The organism is Rhodococcus sp. WY5 (assembly GCF_018588185.1).
GTDB lineage: Bacteria > Actinomycetota > Actinomycetes > Mycobacteriales > Mycobacteriaceae > Rhodococcus_F > Rhodococcus_F qingshengii.
Window position 1 is genome coordinate 80,126 of record NZ_JAAMPR010000002.1, and the last position, 16,499, is coordinate 96,624.

The 16,499-nt window shown below is 64.7% G+C and carries 14 protein-coding genes; 6 read left to right on the plus strand and 8 right to left on the minus strand.

Going from position 1 to position 16,499, the window contains the following annotated elements:
• Positions 1 to 126 precede the first annotated feature (126 nt).
• Together G4D79_RS29405 and G4D79_RS29410 are read left to right on the plus strand one after the other, a co-directional pair.
• Positions 127 to 933 (plus strand): SDR family NAD(P)-dependent oxidoreductase, encoded by an 807-nt coding sequence (locus G4D79_RS29405; protein ID WP_054780832.1) that lies wholly within the window; start codon positions 127 to 129, stop codon positions 931 to 933.
• A gap of 278 nt (positions 934 to 1,211) precedes the next feature.
• Positions 1,212 to 1,994 (plus strand): alpha/beta fold hydrolase, encoded by a 783-nt coding sequence (locus G4D79_RS29410; RefSeq protein WP_054780831.1) that lies wholly within the window; start codon positions 1,212 to 1,214, stop codon positions 1,992 to 1,994.
• A 101-nt stretch (positions 1,995 to 2,095) separates the two neighbouring features.
• Here G4D79_RS29410 and G4D79_RS29415 read toward each other — a convergent pair whose 3' ends face one another.
• On the minus strand, positions 2,096 to 3,286 hold the full coding sequence (locus G4D79_RS29415) for an acyl-CoA dehydrogenase family protein (RefSeq protein WP_151097185.1): 1,191 nt from the start codon (positions 3,284 to 3,286) through the stop codon (positions 2,096 to 2,098).
• A gap of 14 nt (positions 3,287 to 3,300) precedes the next feature.
• Positions 3,301 to 4,413 (minus strand): acyl-CoA dehydrogenase family protein, encoded by a 1,113-nt coding sequence (locus G4D79_RS29420; protein ID WP_214514699.1) that lies wholly within the window; start codon positions 4,411 to 4,413, stop codon positions 3,301 to 3,303.
• 231 nt (positions 4,414 to 4,644) lie between these two features.
• Here G4D79_RS29420 and G4D79_RS29425 point away from each other — a divergent pair, with 231 nt between their 5' ends.
• From G4D79_RS29425 to G4D79_RS29440, 4 genes are read left to right on the plus strand one after another with little or no spacing between them, the layout of a single operon-like run.
• Complete coding sequence (locus tag G4D79_RS29425) at positions 4,645 to 5,427, plus strand: enoyl-CoA hydratase-related protein (protein WP_214514700.1); 783 nt, start codon at positions 4,645 to 4,647, stop codon at positions 5,425 to 5,427.
• 9 nt (positions 5,428 to 5,436) lie between these two features.
• Positions 5,437 to 6,216 carry an SDR family oxidoreductase gene (locus G4D79_RS29430; RefSeq protein ID WP_054780826.1) on the plus strand — a complete coding sequence of 260 codons (780 nt, stop codon included), beginning with the start codon at positions 5,437 to 5,439 and terminating at the stop codon, positions 6,214 to 6,216.
• Positions 6,217 to 6,236: 20 nt separating this feature from the next.
• The gene (locus G4D79_RS29435; protein ID WP_054780825.1) at positions 6,237 to 8,576 is read left to right on the plus strand and encodes a CoA transferase; all 2,340 of its coding nucleotides are present in this window, start codon (positions 6,237 to 6,239) and stop codon (positions 8,574 to 8,576) included.
• Between the two features lie 53 nt (positions 8,577 to 8,629).
• Positions 8,630 to 9,748: an MFS transporter gene (locus G4D79_RS29440; RefSeq protein ID WP_214514701.1), complete on the plus strand. Its 1,119-nt coding sequence runs from the start codon at positions 8,630 to 8,632 to the stop codon at positions 9,746 to 9,748.
• A gap of 187 nt (positions 9,749 to 9,935) precedes the next feature.
• Here G4D79_RS29440 and G4D79_RS29445 read toward each other — a convergent pair whose 3' ends face one another.
• The 6 genes from G4D79_RS29445 to G4D79_RS29470 all read right to left on the minus strand — a co-directional run bounded on the left by G4D79_RS29445 (position 9,936) and on the right by G4D79_RS29470 (position 16,499).
• Positions 9,936 to 11,390: an aldehyde dehydrogenase gene (locus G4D79_RS29445; protein WP_214514702.1), complete on the minus strand. Its 1,455-nt coding sequence runs from the start codon at positions 11,388 to 11,390 to the stop codon at positions 9,936 to 9,938.
• 22 nt (positions 11,391 to 11,412) lie between these two features.
• Positions 11,413 to 12,513, minus strand: coding sequence for an NAD(P)-dependent alcohol dehydrogenase (locus tag G4D79_RS29450; RefSeq protein ID WP_214514703.1), 1,101 nt, complete (start codon positions 12,511 to 12,513; stop codon positions 11,413 to 11,415).
• Positions 12,514 to 12,553: 40 nt separating this feature from the next.
• A complete protein-coding gene (locus G4D79_RS29455; protein WP_054780820.1) occupies positions 12,554 to 12,874 on the minus strand; it encodes a 2Fe-2S iron-sulfur cluster-binding protein in 321 nt (106 codons plus the stop codon).
• Positions 12,871 to 14,106 carry an NAD(P)/FAD-dependent oxidoreductase gene (locus tag G4D79_RS29460; RefSeq protein WP_214514704.1) on the minus strand — a complete coding sequence of 412 codons (1,236 nt, stop codon included), beginning with the start codon at positions 14,104 to 14,106 and terminating at the stop codon, positions 12,871 to 12,873. The genes G4D79_RS29455 and G4D79_RS29460 overlap by 4 nt, the downstream gene beginning before the upstream one ends.
• Entirely contained in the window at positions 14,103 to 15,428 is a 1,326-nt protein-coding gene (locus tag G4D79_RS29465) for a cytochrome P450 (protein ID WP_214514705.1), read from the minus strand. The genes G4D79_RS29460 and G4D79_RS29465 overlap by 4 nt, the downstream gene beginning before the upstream one ends.
• Before the next feature lie 156 nt (positions 15,429 to 15,584).
• Positions 15,585 to 16,499 (minus strand): LuxR C-terminal-related transcriptional regulator, encoded by a 915-nt coding sequence (locus tag G4D79_RS29470; RefSeq protein WP_054780819.1) that lies wholly within the window; start codon positions 16,497 to 16,499, stop codon positions 15,585 to 15,587.

Below are 16,499 nucleotides of genomic sequence, written 5' to 3' on the forward strand. Positions count from 1 at the left end.
CATCACACGGAATTTCTGGTGTCTTCGGCGTCGAACGACCGGCACTGTGGTGGGGTGACCCACCTATCGGGTCACTGGACGTGCAGTCGCGACTGTGCACCGTCGACATCATCGAGGAGTCTGACCATGCCCCCTGCCCTGAACGAATCCGTGGTCGTTGTCGCCGGAGGAGCACGCGGCATCGGCCGGGCAACCGCGCTGCGGCTCGCCGAGCGGGGTGCAAGGGTGGCCGTGCTCGATGTCGATCTGAGCGCGGCTGCCGAGTTTGACGAGAATCTAACGGCCGCATCTGTCGAGGATGAGCTCAAAGACCGGGCCGGCGACGGACTCTGCGTGCAGGTCGATCTAACCGATCCAGAGGCGACTGAACGCGCGTTCGCCGAGGTCGTCAATCGGTTCGGGCACGTCGATCACCTGTTCATTCCGGCTGGCGGGGCCATCACTCCGTACTCTGGCAGCGCGGCGAGCCAGACTTCGCACGACGCTTATAGCAAGCTCGTCGCCGTCAATATGACGACAGTAGTGAACTGTTGCCGTTCCGCCGTACCGTATCTGTGTGCCGCAGGCGGGGGATCGATCATTACGGTTTCGAGTGGCTCGGGCTTCAAGGTGGCGGCCGGCGGCTACATCGCGGGCTATGCAATGAGCAAGGCCGCAGTGCTGCACTATTCGAAGTACCTCGCGGTCGAGGTCGGTAAGCACCGCATCCGGGTGAACTGCATAGCCCCGGGTGTCATCCGGACCTCGCGCCTGATCGCCCAGTCGAACGTCACCGGCTTCGTCGCCAGCGACGACGACCTCGCTCTGATTCCCTTGCAGCGTCAAGGCGAGCCCTCGGATGTCGCCGACGTGGTCGAACTTCTGCTCAGCCCGCTCGCTGGCTTCCTGACTGGGCAGCTCATCGCCATCGACGGCGGGGCATCGATTGTCTGACGATCCAGGATCGCGATCGAGGTACAGCATTCCGGAAATCGTAAGCGCGTTGCCCAGTGTCTGGCCGACGAGCCCGAAGCGTGTCTGCTATGTGCGAACGCGGTGACAAATTACGAGTGCACCATGACGGTCGTGAGCCAGCTTGTGCCGATCAGCGGCATTTACCGACCCGTTCCGGACCGCGGAAACGTGTGTGGGCACGACTACGGGCCTTGCCTTAGTGTGACCGAACCGTGTCACTAGCCAGTGAGTGGAACCAGCCAGGAAGAGAGCGACGCATGCCGCACGCCCAGATCTCGGACGATGTCTCATTGTTCTACACCGAGCACGGAAAAGGTGGCCCCCCGATCTTGCTGGTGCATGGCTGGGCATGCGACTCAGGGGACTGGATGTGGCAAATCCCTGATCTCGCAGAGCGACACAAGGTCTACGTCGTCGACCTCCGCGGGCACGGTCATTCCTCGGTGACCAAAGACTGTTACCGCGGCACCGACTATGCACAGGACTTAAGTCGCCTGATTGAGGTCCTGGGATGCGGTCCCGCGATCGTGATCGGTCACTCGCTCGGCGGTTACATCGGCGTGCACCTCGCCGTCGAGCACCCGGAGCACGTGCTCGCGCTCATCTGCGTCGATCCCGCCTACGCGCCGTCGATGGCGGCACCTGACCCATCCGAGCTCATCTCGGCCCTTCGCTCCGAGTCGTGCCATGACCTCATGGAGCAACTGTTCACGAGCTTTGCCGATGCATCCACGCCCGCCTTCCTGACGACCTGGCATCTGCGTAGGCTGCTCACGGTGCCACGGCATGTCATCTCGGAGTCGATCGCGGGCATGACCACCAACAACGTCGTCAATGTTGATCAAGCTATGCTCCGACTCCGCTCATGTCCGACGCTGACATTCTTTCGTTCCGCCGACGACAGTGCGTGGGAAGATGCCGCTGCCGGGACGGGTCCGGGCATGACCATGACTTGGGACGGAGCCGGGCACTGGCTGCACCAGGAGAGACCGATCGAGTTCAATGCCATCGTCACGAAGTGGATCGACGAGATCTGTTGAGGTCTGTTTTCGTACGGTGGTCAGGATCGTCAGTCACGTGAAGGCAGCACCCACGGGTGGGGTGCCGCCTCCACAGTGCGAGGACCGGCGCCCTCCGAAAATCAGCCGACGAGGCGACCCATCAGCGTTCGTCCGACGACGATGCGCTGGACTTGACCCGATCCTTCGAAGATATCCATGATCTTGACGTCGCGGTACCACTTTTCGAGCAGGAGCTCCTCGCTCGTGCCCTCAGGTCCGAGCAACTGCATGCACCGACGAATGACGCGTTCGACCGTCTCGGGCGCGTAGCCTTTGCCGGCGGCCGAGATCGCCCTGTCTTCCTTGCCCTGATCGACGAGGTACTGCGCCCTGAACGACATCCGCCGTCCACGTTCGAGGGCGAAGTTCATCGCCTCAAGATCCTGCTCGACTGCGCGCCAACGCTGTGGCGAGAAGGCTGCTTTCTGGCCTGCGAGGATGCTTGTCGTGAGGTCAATCGCCGCCTGGCCCAGACCGATGCACATCGCCGCCATGTTGGGTCGGTTGTTGGCTAGTGCACCCAGCGCGCCACCCTGCCCACTCCGTCGCGGGGCCGCGTTTCCGTCGGCGGTCCAGCCAAGCTGGTTTTCGACGGGGATGACGCAGTTGTCGAACAACAGTTCCGACGTGACCCAGCTGCGGATGCCGAGCTTCTGCTCGTTTTCCTTAGCAATGATGAAGCCAGGTGTACCAGCCGGCACGACGAAGGCGTTGATGCCCTTGGCTCCGAGCGACTTGTCAACCGTCGCGAACACCACGACGTAGTCGGACGTGGCACCACCGCTGCAGTAGATCTTGGAACCTTTGAGTACCCAGTTGTCGCCGTCGCGGGTCGCTGTCGTCGAGACCTGAGACGTGTCGGAGCCAAAGTGCGGCTCGGTCAGCGCGAACCCGGTAGGCAGACCCCGCTCGACGACAGGCGTGTACCATTTTTCGATCTGCTCCGGCGTGCCCATCGACTCGACGACAAGATGTCCAATGCCACCGCCGAGGGTCGGATGCACCCAGATGTCGCCGTAATTAATATTCTCGTAGAACACAAGACTGCTTGTCCAGTAGCCCTCGTCGAACGTCGGGATCGGATCGGGCTCGGCAGTGTCGATTCGACCCAGCGGAACCGGGCACGTGTCGAGGATATCGGCCCAGTTGGACGGTGGGCGGTGGTCGAGGTCGGCCTGGCGCGCGTAAGGGCGGGCCTCAGACGCGGACCACTCCCGGATGGCACGGCCGTAGTCGACGAGCGGCTTGCTGAGCTGGAAGCTGTAGGACATTTTCTTTCCCCTATTCAGAGCGCGGGCTCGAAGGACGAGCGTGTTGGGTCGAAGTCGAGTGCCGCGAGGGCGGCGGCGGACCGGTACCAGATCTCCACCGGGTGGTCCGTGATGAAGCCGTGTCCGCCGAGCGTCTGCACGCTGTCGCGAGTTGCCTCAAGTGCGACCTCGGAGGCGTACGACACCGCACGGGCGACATCTACCTCACTCACACCGACGCCTAGGTCGAGGCGCTCCGCAACGTCGTTGATCTCGAGCCTCGCGGCATCGAGACGCATGATGCCCTCAGCGAGCGGGAACGAAACACCCTGGAAGCCAGCGATCGGCGTGCCAAATGCGATGCGAGTCGTCGCATATTCCGCGGCGTACTCGATCGCACGCTGGCCTGTGCCGACTTGGGCCGAGGCGTTGAGGAGCCGTAGCTGCTGCACGGACGTCGTCAGCGCCTCGGCGTCGGCGTCGACGCCGCCGAGGAGCGCGTCGGTCGTCGTCGTAACGTCGAACGTGATCGAACCGGCAGCAGCAGCGCCGAGCGCGATTCCTCGAGTTAGCTCGTCTACCGTAACGCCGGCATCGGCGCTGGATAGCACGACCGCCCGCAGTCGGCCGTCCTCCGCGTCACGACCGACGACCACGAGCGGGTCGGCCGTGGCCGCGAAGGCAACCCCGACCTTTCGGCCCACGATCTTCACCGTGTCTCCGTCGATCGCGATTGTGGTCTCGAGCTCGGCCGGACCGCGGCCATGTCCCTCGTGCAGCGCAACCGCACCCCTAGCGTCGGGGCTCGAGGCGAGGATACGCAGGCCGTCGGTCTGCGACGGCGTCCCGTGCCGTGCGATCAAGCCACCGGCAGCTCCGCTCCACACCGCAGCCATTGTGATCCCGGCGTCACCAAACGCAAGGTTCTCCACCGCGAGCAACTGGGTGATTGTGTCTGGAACACCACCACCGCCGAACTCCTCCGGAATCGGGACGGTCAATCCGCTCTCGAAGAGCTTGATCCAGACGTCCTTGGGCACGGCCTGCTCCTGCTCAGCCTCACGTGCAGCGGGCGACAGGATCCCCGTCGCGATGCTGCGTGCCAACTCCGTGACTGCCTCGTGCTCTTCATCGGGTAACAGGTTCATCAGGTCTCCTCAACTCGTCGGGCGCGATGGGTCGCCGGAACGAACGTGTGCGTCGGCGAGCCTCGCTGCATATTTCGTGATCCCAGTCACGAGAGCAACGGCGTGTTCCGCTCCCCGGAAGCGACTCAGGGCGTGTCCGAGACGCGGGTGGACACCACGTCACGTCCAATGTTCCGGAGGCCGGAAATCACTGTGCCGATTGGGGTCGGAATGCACCTACTGTCAACGTCCATGACCCTCGTCACGCTCGAACGCCGCGGGCCGATCGCGATCATCACCCTCGACCGGCCCGACATCCGCAATGCCTTCGACCACCAGATGGCGCAGGCACTCGGCGCCGAACTCGCCGAAGTTGAGGACGATCCTGAGCTGCGCGTCGCGATCCTCGCTGCAACCGTCACCGAGCCACGACCGGTCTTCTGCGCCGGTCACGACCTACGCACGATCGAGGACGAGCGCAACGGGTGTGCCCGGGCCGAGACCGAGACCGGCGGCTTCGGGGGTCTCACCCAGCTGGCCCGCACTAAGCCGCTGATCGCCGCCGTCGACGGGCTCGCGACGTCCGGCGGGCTTGAGCTCGTACTCTCGTGCGACCTCGTCGTCGCTACCCGACGCTCCTCCTTCGAGTTGGCAGAGGTCCGGTGGGGACTCATCGCCGGCGCCGGCGGGTTGTTCCGGCTTCCGTGGGCGATCGGCCGGGCCACCGCGATGGACATGATCCTGACCGGACAACCGATCGATGCGGAGCGCGCGTACGCCCTCGGGCTCGTGAGCACCCTGACGGACTCCGACGTCATGTCTGCGGCGATCGGGCGCGCCGAGCTCATCGCCGCCCACCCGGCGACCGGGATCACCGCAAGCATGTTCGTCGCGACCCAAGCCTTCAGTCAGTCCGAGGACGGGCTGTGGGCAGCCAACAACACCGCAATCGACATGATCATGCACTCCGACGACCTCACGGCAGGGCTCGCGTCGTTCGCGATCAACGGGGCGCCGCGCCCAACTGACAACTGAGACGCCGCCATGGACCTGGGAATTACCGGACGCGCTGCCATCGTGACCGGTGGCAGCAAGGGCATCGGTCGCGCCTGCGTCGAGACGCTGCTCTCCGAAGGCGCAGACGTCTGCGCCGTCAGTCGCGACGTTTGGTTGCTTGATGACCTCGTCACCTCGTCCGCGGGGCATTTGGTAACGGCGAGCTGTGACCTCACGACCGTCGAGGGCTGTGACCGTGCTGTCCAGACCTGCCTCGATGCTTTCGACCAGATCGACATCCTGATCAACTGCGCGGGATCGGCAGGGATGGGCAACGTTCTCGAAATCTCGGCCAACGATGTCGACCGTGCGCTACTGCTGAAGTTCCACGGCTACCTGCGGATGGCGCAGCGCGTCGCCCCCTCAATGGCAGAGCGCGGGTGGGGCCGAATCGTCAACATCGCAGGCAGCGCCGGCACAAGCCCCACGGCCAACAACCTGCCGACGAGTCTGGCGAACATCGCGGTCCATAACCTGACCCGCGCGCTGAGCGACGAGCTCACGCCGTCTGGGATCCAGGTAAACCTCGTCGCACCCGGCCTGACGCTGACCGACCGGGCAGTGACGCTCTTCACGGACGCGGCGCGGCAGCAAGGCCGCACCCCCCAGGAGCTCATCGACGAGGTGGGCACCGCACTGCCGGCGGGTCGTCCCGCCAATCCCGCCGAGGTCGCGCGCGTCGCGTGCTTCCTCGCCTCGGATGCCTGCAGCTACGTACAGGCATCCGCGCTCTACATGGACGGCGGCGCGCGACGCGCGACGCCGTAACTACCGACAAGGAGATACACATGCTTGACGACATCGTGGTCCTGGAGGCAGGAAGCCGGGTCTCTACCGGCTACGCAGGCAAGCTGCTCCGTGACGCCGGCGCAACGGTCGTACGCCTCGAGACACCCGAAGGCGATCCGCTCCGCACGGATTCCCCGGAGTACGCCGAGTACCTCCATGCCGGCAAGGGATCGGTGACCGACGTGAGCAGCTCCGCTGCGGGCCGCGCTCTCGCCGACCGGGTCGACGTCGTGATCTGCGACGAGAAGTCCGCCGTCCAGTCGCTGGTCAACGAGCTACGGTCGCGTCGGACACGCCTCATCGTCGTCTCGGTCTCCCCATACGGCCTCGACGGTCCCGACGCGACGACCCCGGCGACGGACTTCACACTGCAGGCCGAGGCCGGTATCTCGTTGGTGCACCCGACGTTCGACCGGCCGTCGATCGCAGCGGGTGTGCCACTCGCGGAGATGACCGGTGGTTCCGCCGCCGCGATGGCGGCAGTCGTCGGGTTGCTGGCCGACGACGCCGATAAGGCCCCCGTCAAAGCGGACGTGTCCCTGTTCGAGTCGGCCATCGCCCTACAGCAGTTCCCTTGGCTCTACAACCGCATCGAGCACCACTCGGAATACCCTTTGCCGCAGGCACCGATACCCGGTGTCGAGCAGGCCAGTGATGGATGGGTATGTGTCGTCAGTGTGACGCCACCGCAGTGGAAGGACTTCAAGCTGATCGCCCAGGTCCCTGCGCTCGACGATCCGCGATTCGACACCCTCAACGACCGGGTCGATCACGCTGCCGAGGTCACTGCGCTCGTCCGTGAGTTCACCCGCCGACACACCGTCGACGAACTTGTCGAGCTCGGCTCCGCCAACCGGGTGCCGATCGTCCCGGTCGCCACACCGGGGACGATCGCGTCGATCGCGCCGTTCGCGGCCCGGGACTCGTTCGTCCAGAGCGCTTCAGGTGGGTTCATCGCACCCCGCCCCCCGTTCCGTGTGGATGACGAGGTGGCCTGGACGCCGGCTCCTCTCACAGACGTCGGCCACGACGACGGTCACGACTGGTCTGACACGGTTGCCCGCACACGCAATACCGCCGACGGTATCGATCCTCGCCTGCCACTGGCGGGCCTCCGAGTCGTCGAGTTCGGCACCTTCCAGGCCGGCCCGATGGTGACCATGAACCTCGCGAGTCTCGGCGCCGAAGTCATCAAGGTCGAGACCGTCAACCGACCGGACCTCATCCGATTCAACGGAGTGCCCGGGACAGTCGATCGTTCCTGGGAGCGCGGTGCGCCGTTTGTGGGTGCCAACCTGGGCAAGATGGACGTCACCGCGGACCTTGCCGATCCCCGAGGACTGGCCGTGGTCCGCGAGCTGATTGCCGAGGCCGACGTCGTCTTGGAGAATTACGGACCGCGGGTGTTGGAGTCACGCGGGCTCGACTACGAGGGCATCCGGGCGATCAACCCCGACGTCGTCATGGTCCGAATGCCTGCTTGGGGGCTGGATGGACCGTGGCGCGACCGGCCGGGCTTCACCTATACCGTCAACGCAGCATCCGGAATGGCCGAGCTGACCGGCTATGCCGACGGCGAGCCACTGCTGACCGGCACAGTCGTCGACCCGTTCGCGGCGCTCGTGTGCTCCTTCGCCACGATTGCCGCTATCCGGCAGCGACGGGTGACCGGCCGCGGGACGCTCCTCGAAGTTCCGCTGTGCGACGCCGCGATCCAGCTGACGGCCGGGCCGGTTATCCAGCGATCGGCGACCGGTAGAAATGTCAGCCGCACGGGAAACGACCGGCCGGGGACCGTACCGCAGGGTGTCTATCGCGGTGCCGACGGTAACGAATTCGCAATATCGGTCGTGGACGACGAGCAATGGTCCGCCCTCGCCGCGCTGCCGTGGGCCAAGACATGGGCAGACGAGCGATTCGCCGACGTGGCTGGTCGCGACGCGCTGGGCGCCGAGCTCGACGGTCTGCTGCGGCAAGCCTTCGCCGAGCTCGACTCGGAACAGATTGTCTCCGACCTCAGGGCAGCCGGCGTCCCCTCGGCGCACCTTGAGGTCGGAGACAAGCTGGTGCGGCACCGCCAGCTGCTCGCCCGTGAACGGGTCGTGGAAATCAAGCACCCCGTCATCGGGTCGCAGGAATACCTGGCGGGACCGGTCCGGTTCGTCGAGGGACCTGATATGGTGCCGCGTGATCCGGCCCCTCTGTTCGGGCAGCACAACGACGAGATCCTGACTCGGCTGGGTCGCACGACTGAGGAGATTGCTGCACTTCGCGAGGACGGACTGATCTCGGATTCGCCGTTCAACGCTCCATTCGACCGCACCGCGTCCTTGCAGTGATTGTCAGGGAGCCTTGCGAGCAACGGCTTTGGACGGTTCCATACGCCACGACGGTGGCTGCGACCGCGCTGATCTTCATCTCGATCGGCATCACGATTCCGGTGCTGCCGTTCTTCGTGACCGACACCCTCGATGCCGACGAGAGTGCCGTGGGTCTGGTGTTCGCAGCGGCCGCCGTCTCGGCAGTGCTGTGCCGTCCCGCGCTTGGTTGGATCGGCGACAACCGGGGTCGGCGAATTCTTCTGCGCCTGGGCTCGGTCCTGTGCGCTGCGGGTCTGCTCGGGCACTTGCTCGCCTCCGACATGACGAGCTTGGTGGTGGCCCGCCTTGTCGTCGGGGCAGGCCAGGCCGGCGTCATGGTCGCCGCTACGACCTTGGCGATCGACCTCTCGCCGAAGGGTCGTCGGGGCGAGGCGTCGAGCTATCTGTTCATCGCGCTTCAGGTTGGTTTGGGGACTGGCCCGGCGATCGGTGAGGGCTTTCGGCATTTCGGTGCCGATGCCGTGTGGATCGCCGCGACGGCCACGTGCCTACTCAGCGCCGGCTTCGCCTCGACGCTTCCCCGCGTCCGGCGCCGCAGTTCGAACGAGCGAGCGGCCGACGGTAAGCGTGTCAACGTCGACTACGGCGTCGCGATCCGTATCGGGCTGCTCGCCGGGCTCGGAACGCTGGGCTTCGCCGGCTACCTCGCGTTCCTGCCGCTGTATTCGTCGGAAATCGACGTTGCCAGCACCGCGGGGATCTTCCTGCTCGCCTCCGGCACCATCGCCATTGTGCGCTTGTCCGCCGCCAAGGTGCCCGACCGGCTCGGCGCACGACGCGTCGCGCGGGCGTCGCTGGTCATGCTGACAATCGGCTTCATCGTGATCGCCGCATGGCACAGCCTCCCGGGTTTGCTGGTCGGGACGGTTGTGATGGCCGCTGGGATGTCCTTACTCGTGCCGTCATTGGTGCTGAGCGCGACAGCGGGTGTGTCCGAGGGCGAGGAGACCCGCCGGATGAGCGCGTTCACCCTGTTCCTGGACCTGGGTGCCGCGCTCGGCCCAGCCATGCTCGGCATCGTCGCGACAAGCGGATCGTACGCCACCGCGTTCGCGGTCTGCGCCGGCGCAGCCGGCGTCGCGCTGGTGCTGCTCCTGCGGTGGGTCCCGGCAAGGTCGCAGGCTGGTTAGTTCATGTCTCGGCAAGTTCAGTATTCAGGTTACGTCGTGTATGAGTCGTTGATCTCGCCATTGGGCGCGTCGTCGCACCCCTTAAAGTGATTAGGGACGGGATTCGGCAGCGATCGACGAGGCCACCGGCCCCAACTGGCGCCCCCGGAGGCACGAACATCTCGCGACTCGGGGCCCACCAGTGAAGTCAGTTCGACATCGGATCGCGGTAGATAGACTTCACGACTTGGTACGACTGCAGCGCTTCGGGCCCCATCTCACGCCCGAGGCCGCTGTTTTTGACACCGCCGAACGGCGCGGTCGGATCCTGCGTGTACGCATTGATACCGATGGTGCCCGTGTGCACTCTGCGGGCGATGGCCTCACCACGTTCGCGGTCGGCGGTCCAGACCGTGCCCCCGAGACCGAAATCGCTCGCGTTGGCGATCGCCACGGCCTCGTCGTCGTTCTCGTAGGGGATCACGGCCAGCACCGGACCGAAGATTTCCTCCTGGGCGATTGTGGACCCATTGTCAACGTCGGCGAACACTGTCGGCTGGACGAATAAACCGCTGTCGAGACCCTTGGGACGCCCGCCGCCCGTGACGAGCCGGGCTCCGTCGGAGACTCCCTTGGTGATGTAGCCCTCGACACGGTCGCGCTGCGCCTGCGAGACCAAGGGGCCCATCTGTGTCATCGGATCGAGCGGATCGCCGACAACGACTGATTCGGCGAATCCGACGATCGTGTCGAGGACGTCCGAGTACCGGCTGCGCGGCACCAGTATGCGGGAATTCATATAGCAGATCTGCCCGGCATGGATGAATGAGACGTTGAAGAAGGCCTCGAGGTGAGCTGACAAGTCCGCATCGTCGAGGACGATCGCTGCCGACTTTCCACCGAGCTCAAGCGTGACCGGACGCAGGAGTAGACCGCACGTCTCCGCGATCGCACGGCCCGCATCCGTCGAACCGGTGAAGGAGACCTTGTCGATACCTGGGTGTCCGACGAGGTAAGCCCCGATGTCCCGCCTGCCGGGCACGATGTTCAGCACCCCGTCGGGAAGTCCCGCCTCAATTGCGATCTCACCCAGCAGTTGGGCGTCGAGCACCGTCTCGGGCGCCGGCTTGAGTACAACGCTGCAACCCGCGGCAAGGGCTGGAGCCAGCTTTAGGAACGAGATGCCCTGCGGCACGTTCCACGGGACGACCGCAGCCACCACTCCTACCGGCTCACGGATCACCCTGCTGCTGCCGCCGAACATCCCCGGTCGCAGTTCCTCTTGGGGCAGGTCCTTCATCATTTGCGCGTAGAAGCGCACCATGAGCGCCGGAACTGCCGCTTCGAGAGCGTTAGCGAGCGAGATGGGCATGCCATTCTGCACCGATACACGCTCCGCCATGGTGTTCCCGTGCTTCTCGAGCGCTGCGGCAAATCGTTCGAGGGCTGTGCCCCGTCGCTCCGCGTCCCACTGAGACCAGCCAGTGGGATCGTCGAACGCCCGTCGGGCAGCCGCAACCGCACAATCGACATCATGGGTGTCAGCTTCCGGCACCAAACCGACCGTCTGGCCGGTAGCGGGAGAGGTAACGACGATCGTGCTGCCGCTGGACGTCTGACGAAACTTTCCGTCAATGTAGAGCTTGTCGTAATCGATGGTCATGGGTGTCCTTTGGTTCGGGGTATCAGGGAGTGAGGACAACCTTGAGAACGTCACCGCGATGCTGCTGCGCGATGGCCTCGTTAAGTTGTTCGAACGGGAACGTGGTGATGAGCTTCTCCAGCGGGAGTTGTCCGCGACGATGCATCTCCAGGAGCTCCGGGATGAAGGTGTCCGGGTTGCTATCACCTTCGACAACGCCGATGATCCGAAGTCCCAGGCCTTGGCAGTAGAGCAGCGGAAGAGGCAGGGTTGCCTCCGGGTTGCTGGGCACGCCCAGCAGTACGACCGTCCCCCGTTGTGTCATCGAGAGCACCACCTCGCCGAGGACGTCGGCGATGGCCACCGTGTCGATTGCGTAATTGACGCCGGCCGGGACGATGGCTCGCACCTGCTCCGACAATGGCCCGTCCGCAGGGTCAAGGACATGGGTGGCTCCAAGCTCGAGAGCGAGCTGTCGTCGGATCTCATACGTCTCGAGCACGATGACGGTCTCCACGCCGCGCGCGGCCGCAGCCATGACGGCTGAGAGTCCGACCGCCCCTCCTCCCACGACCAGCAGGGAGCTGCCGGGCTGGCAGTCCAACGAGTTCAGCACCGAACCTGCGCCAGTCTGTACCCCGCAGCCCAGCGGACCTAACAGCTCAAGCGGAGCATCGTCAGCCACCTTGACCACGTTCCGCTCGCGAGCGATCGCATGCGATGCGAAGGACGACTGACCGAAGAATTCGGACCCGAGTGGCGCACCATCTCTGGTGATCGGGGAGGTACCGTCGACCCGGCCACCGCCGAAGTTCAGCGGGGCGAAGCTCGGGCAGTAACCCGGAGCGTCGTCTTTGCACTGGGGGCATATGCCGCAGCTATTGAAGGACAGGACCACCTTGTCACCAGGTGCGACCTTGGTGACCGCGTGACCGATTGCTGTCACGGTGCCACTGCCCTCGTGTCCCAGGACCGCGGGGAACGGGAACGGCAGATGGCCGTGTCTGACAGCCAAGTCGGTGTGACACAGCCCCACTCCTGCGATCGCCACGACGACCTCGTCGGCGGCGGGTTCTGCCAGTTGTACCGTCTCGATCGTGAAGTCGGCACCGATTTCGGAAATGACTGCTGCTGTGATGTCCACGAGGTGAAAACCTTTCGCGCTACTCTGATGGTGTGGTTGGTCAGTTGTTGCTGTCTGGAACCATGACCCCGATCTCCGGGCATTCGCCGCGAAGTATTAGCTGGCACGCCAGCCTTGAGGTGGTCCTGGTGCCCTCGGTGAACTCGAGGAGTTCGCGCTCCTCGTCCGACGGCGGGTCGAAGGCCGCAGCGCATTCCGGGTCAAGGTAGACATGACAGGTCGCGCATGAGCAGCTCCCGCCGCAGTCGGCCACGATGCCCGGCAGATTGCTCTGCACCGAGCCTTCCATCACGCTCTGCCCGTCGCTCACGTCGACCTCGTGGACGGATCCGCTGCTGAGTCTGTAGCGAACTATCGTCATGCGCGCACCTGCGGCTGGGTCACGATCGCTTGCGCCGGGCTCGTTGCCGTATTGGCGAGCAGCGTCGGGTCTATGACCATCGCGCTGCCGATAAGTTTCTTGGCTGCCATGAAATCTCCTGAAGAGTTGACGGTCTCCGCTGCGGTGACGATGCCGTCAGCGTGGTGATAGGCGGCGAACCGGCCCACAGCCGGATCGTTGCGCAGCACCACCGAGTCACCGGCCCGTACGACACCGGCGATCTTGATCTTGAGGTCTCCCTGGTCCGACCAGAACCACGGCACCTCGGAGGGGGGTGGGGCGCTGCCCATGATCACGGAGCAGGCCTGCCGGGCCTGCTCCGTGCTGCTGGGAATGCTCTCAAGGCGAGATCGACCGGGTAACATGCCGACGGGACGCCGGGTGACGTCGCCGATCGCCATGATGCTCGGATCGTCCGTGCGGGCACTGTTATCGACCAGGATGCCTTCGGAGCATTGAAGCCCTGCTGAGACGGCGAGGTCGTCGAGCGGCAGGGCCCCAATGCCGACCAGCACAACGTCACAGTCGACCGAGGTTCCGTCGCCGAGGACGACCGACGTCACCCGACCGTCGCTGCCCTCGAAGCAGGTCACCTCGACGCCAGTCACGATGGTCGTACCGGCGGCACGATGGTGCTCGGTCAGGAATGCTGAAAGCTCGGCGCTGGCCACGCGGGCCAGGACTCGTTGCTCACGCTCGAGGATCGTGACCTCGGCGCCAGCGCCGACGGCCATGGCCGCCACTTCCAGGCCGATGTAGCCTCCGCCCACCACGACCAGTCGACATCCGGGTTGCGCTAGGAAACCACGGAGTTCGCGGGCGTGCCCGAGGGTCCGAAGCGTCAGGACACCCTCGAGCTCGGCGCCCGGCACGTCCAGCGACCGCGGCACGGCACCTGTGGCCAGCACCAGGTGGTCGTAGCCGACCCGCCGACCGCCCACCTCGACGACTTCGTGTCGCACTCGGTCGATCCGGTCCACCACGGTCCCCAGTCGTAGGACGAGGTCATGGTCGCTCCAGAAATGGTCGGGTCGCAGTGGCTGCTCCGCCTCCGGCTCGTGGAGGTTTTTCGACAACGGCGGCCGGTGGTAGGGGGCGTCGTCCTCCGCCGACATCACCATGACCTCGCCGTCGTATCCGGACTGCCGAAGCAGAGCAGCCAACGTCACTCCTGCGTGCCCGCCGCCCACGATCACCACACGATCGGTCAACTTAGTTCCAGCCGTACCGGCAGGTGCTTGAGTCCGCCCACGAAGTTGGTCTGGATGACCTTGCGATCTCCGGCTGGCTGCAGGCTGCGGATCCTTGGCAGCAGCTCTTCGAGCATGATGCGGAGCTCCTGCTTGGCCAGGTGCTGCCCGATGCACATATGCGGCCCGTAACCGAAGGCGATGTGGCGATTAGGCTTGCGTGTCATATCGAACACGTCGGGATCCGCAAACACCTCGGGATCGCGGTTTGCTGATTGGAACAGAAGCATGAATCGGTCCCCTGGCATGATCTTCTGGCCGCGGAGCGTGTACTCGCTTAACGCCTGCCGGGTGAAGCTCTTTACCGGCGAGACCCAGCGGAGGCCCTCGTTGACCAGGTCGGGAATCAGCGAATGATCGGCCTGCACCTGGGCGAGCAGATCGGGCTGGTGAGCCAGCATCTCGACGATTCCCGACAGAGTGCTCGACGTCGTGTCGTGCCCGGCCGTGGCGATCGCCACGAACCAGCCGTAGGCGAACGACTTGGGGAAGTACTCACCATCAGCTTGGCGTGCGTTGGCGATGACCGTCGCGAGATCGTCCTGGGGGTCGACTCGCCGACTCTCGACCACATGGTCGAAGTAGGTGAAGTAGTCCTGCAATGTGGCGGCGAACTGGCGCGCCGAAGAATCCTCACCACCTGCCTCGACGTCCTCGCGCACGTCATCGGGATCGGAGGCACCGAAGAAGTCCTGGGTCAGTGCCATCATCCGCGGCTCGTCCTCGGCTGGGACACCGAACAACGACATGATGACATGTAACGGATAGTGGATCGCGAAGCCTTTGACGAAGTCGATCTCGTTGACGCCAGGCTTGAGGAACCGGTCGATGCCGTCCAGGGCCATCTCACGGATCCGGTCTTCCCACTTCTTCAAGTTGATGGGGCGGAACCAGTCGGCGGCCACCCCACGGACCGCGGTGTGCTCAGGTGGGTCCATCGACGTCAGCACGTCCAGTATGCGCAAGCTGCCTCCGTTTACCTCCCGGAAGTAGTCGTCGCCGACCTTCGGCAAGAGTGTCGAGTTGTGCGAGCCCTTATCTTCGCCCCCGCCGTTCGTGAAGATCTCGGGCTGCCGCTCGATCTCCATGATGTCGGCATGCTTGGATACCAGGTATAACGGGTCGTACCCCTCGACGTGGACCTGGGCCAGGGGTGCGTTCTCACGCAACCACGCATAGGTCTGGAACAGCGTCGTGTCGTCGCGATGACCTTCTGGCAGCACCACCGTGCGTGCGATCTCATCCGGGACGTCATGAACTGTGGGAATGTCGAAAGTCGTCATGTCTCTCCGAGGTTTCTGGCGAGACGGCATCGCGTCGACGGTGCCGCAGGTCGCGTGGAGGCGGCCTCACTCCACACTGACCGAACGAGACGTGAATCACATCTCTCTCTACGGGGGAGATTTATCCCCTCTACCGGCAGAGCCGTGGCGGTGGGCTCAGGCCAAAGGGGCGCACGCCTCGGCGTCCGCGCACACCCCGCAGCATCCAGCCGCCTCCTGGGTTGCTAGGTGCCGAAACCGCGAGACCGCTTGGTCCCGCGAACTCACCTCAAGCTTGCGCAGAATGCTCTTGACATGGGTCTTGACGGTGCCCACGGAGATAAAAAGCCGTTTGGCGATCTGCGGATTGGTCAAACCTGGACCGATCAAGCGCAGCACGTCCAGCTCACGACGGGTCAGCCCCGCAGGCGCCTCTGGCCCGAACATGGGGTCTCGTTCGATGATTGGCAAGGCGCACCGAGGTCCGAACACCGCTCCGCCCATGTCGGTGGGGCCCAGCAGCTGAGTCTTTCCGACGACCTGCTGGTGGTAGTGGTGCACGCGCTCCCGGAGGCTTGCGTGTTCGAGCACCGCCCCCATGCCTTCAGCGAAGAGCGCCAGGATCGCCCTGTCGAACTCGGCAACGGCAGGCGTGTCGCCGACGCGGTCGACGTGGATCATGCCGATCACCTCGTCTCCCACGATGATAGGTGCCACGACGTAGGTTTCCGTCCTTGTGAGGTCGGCCAACCTTCTATGCACGTCAGCACGGGTTCGTGCGCCAGTGACAAGCAAAGCCGCGCGGTCCCGGATCGCTGCGGATTCCGGATCCTCGCGACCTATCTTTCCCGGCACCGCCTGACTGAGCTGGAGGACCGCGACGGCGATCTCGGTGTTATCCGCGGCGTAGGCCGAACGTGCGATCCAATGCTCTTCATGCAAGCGCGAGACCATGGACCGGGTGTACCCGAGACCGGCCAGTCGCTGCGGCGTCTGTTGAACAATGTCCGAGACCGTCGAGAGTTGGCGCAGATGCCGCAACGATCCGTGGACATGGGCCACCGTCCAAGCGTGATCGAGTTCCATGGCCAT

Excerpts from the sequence above, each read along its gene's own strand:
- G4D79_RS29405 (WP_054780832.1), top strand. The coding sequence starts at position 127 with ATGCCCCCTGCCCTGAACGAATCCGTGGTCGTTGTCGCCGGAGGAGCA.
- G4D79_RS29410 (WP_054780831.1), top strand. The coding sequence starts at position 1,212 with ATGCCGCACGCCCAGATCTCGGACGATGTCTCATTGTTCTACACCGAG.
- G4D79_RS29415 (WP_151097185.1), bottom strand. The coding sequence starts at position 3,286 with ATGTCCTACAGCTTCCAGCTCAGCAAGCCGCTCGTCGACTACGGCCGT.
- G4D79_RS29420 (WP_214514699.1), bottom strand. The coding sequence starts at position 4,413 with ATGAACCTGTTACCCGATGAAGAGCACGAGGCAGTCACGGAGTTGGCA.
- G4D79_RS29425 (WP_214514700.1), top strand. The coding sequence starts at position 4,645 with ATGACCCTCGTCACGCTCGAACGCCGCGGGCCGATCGCGATCATCACC.
- G4D79_RS29430 (WP_054780826.1), top strand. The coding sequence starts at position 5,437 with ATGGACCTGGGAATTACCGGACGCGCTGCCATCGTGACCGGTGGCAGC.
- G4D79_RS29435 (WP_054780825.1), top strand. The coding sequence starts at position 6,237 with ATGCTTGACGACATCGTGGTCCTGGAGGCAGGAAGCCGGGTCTCTACC.
- G4D79_RS29445 (WP_214514702.1), bottom strand. The coding sequence starts at position 11,390 with ATGACCATCGATTACGACAAGCTCTACATTGACGGAAAGTTTCGTCAG.
- G4D79_RS29455 (WP_054780820.1), bottom strand. The coding sequence starts at position 12,874 with ATGACGATAGTTCGCTACAGACTCAGCAGCGGATCCGTCCACGAGGTC.
- G4D79_RS29465 (WP_214514705.1), bottom strand. The coding sequence starts at position 15,428 with ATGACGACTTTCGACATTCCCACAGTTCATGACGTCCCGGATGAGATC.
- G4D79_RS29470 (WP_054780819.1), bottom strand. The coding sequence starts at position 16,499 with ATGGCCATGGAACTCGATCACGCTTGGACGGTGGCCCATGTCCACGGA.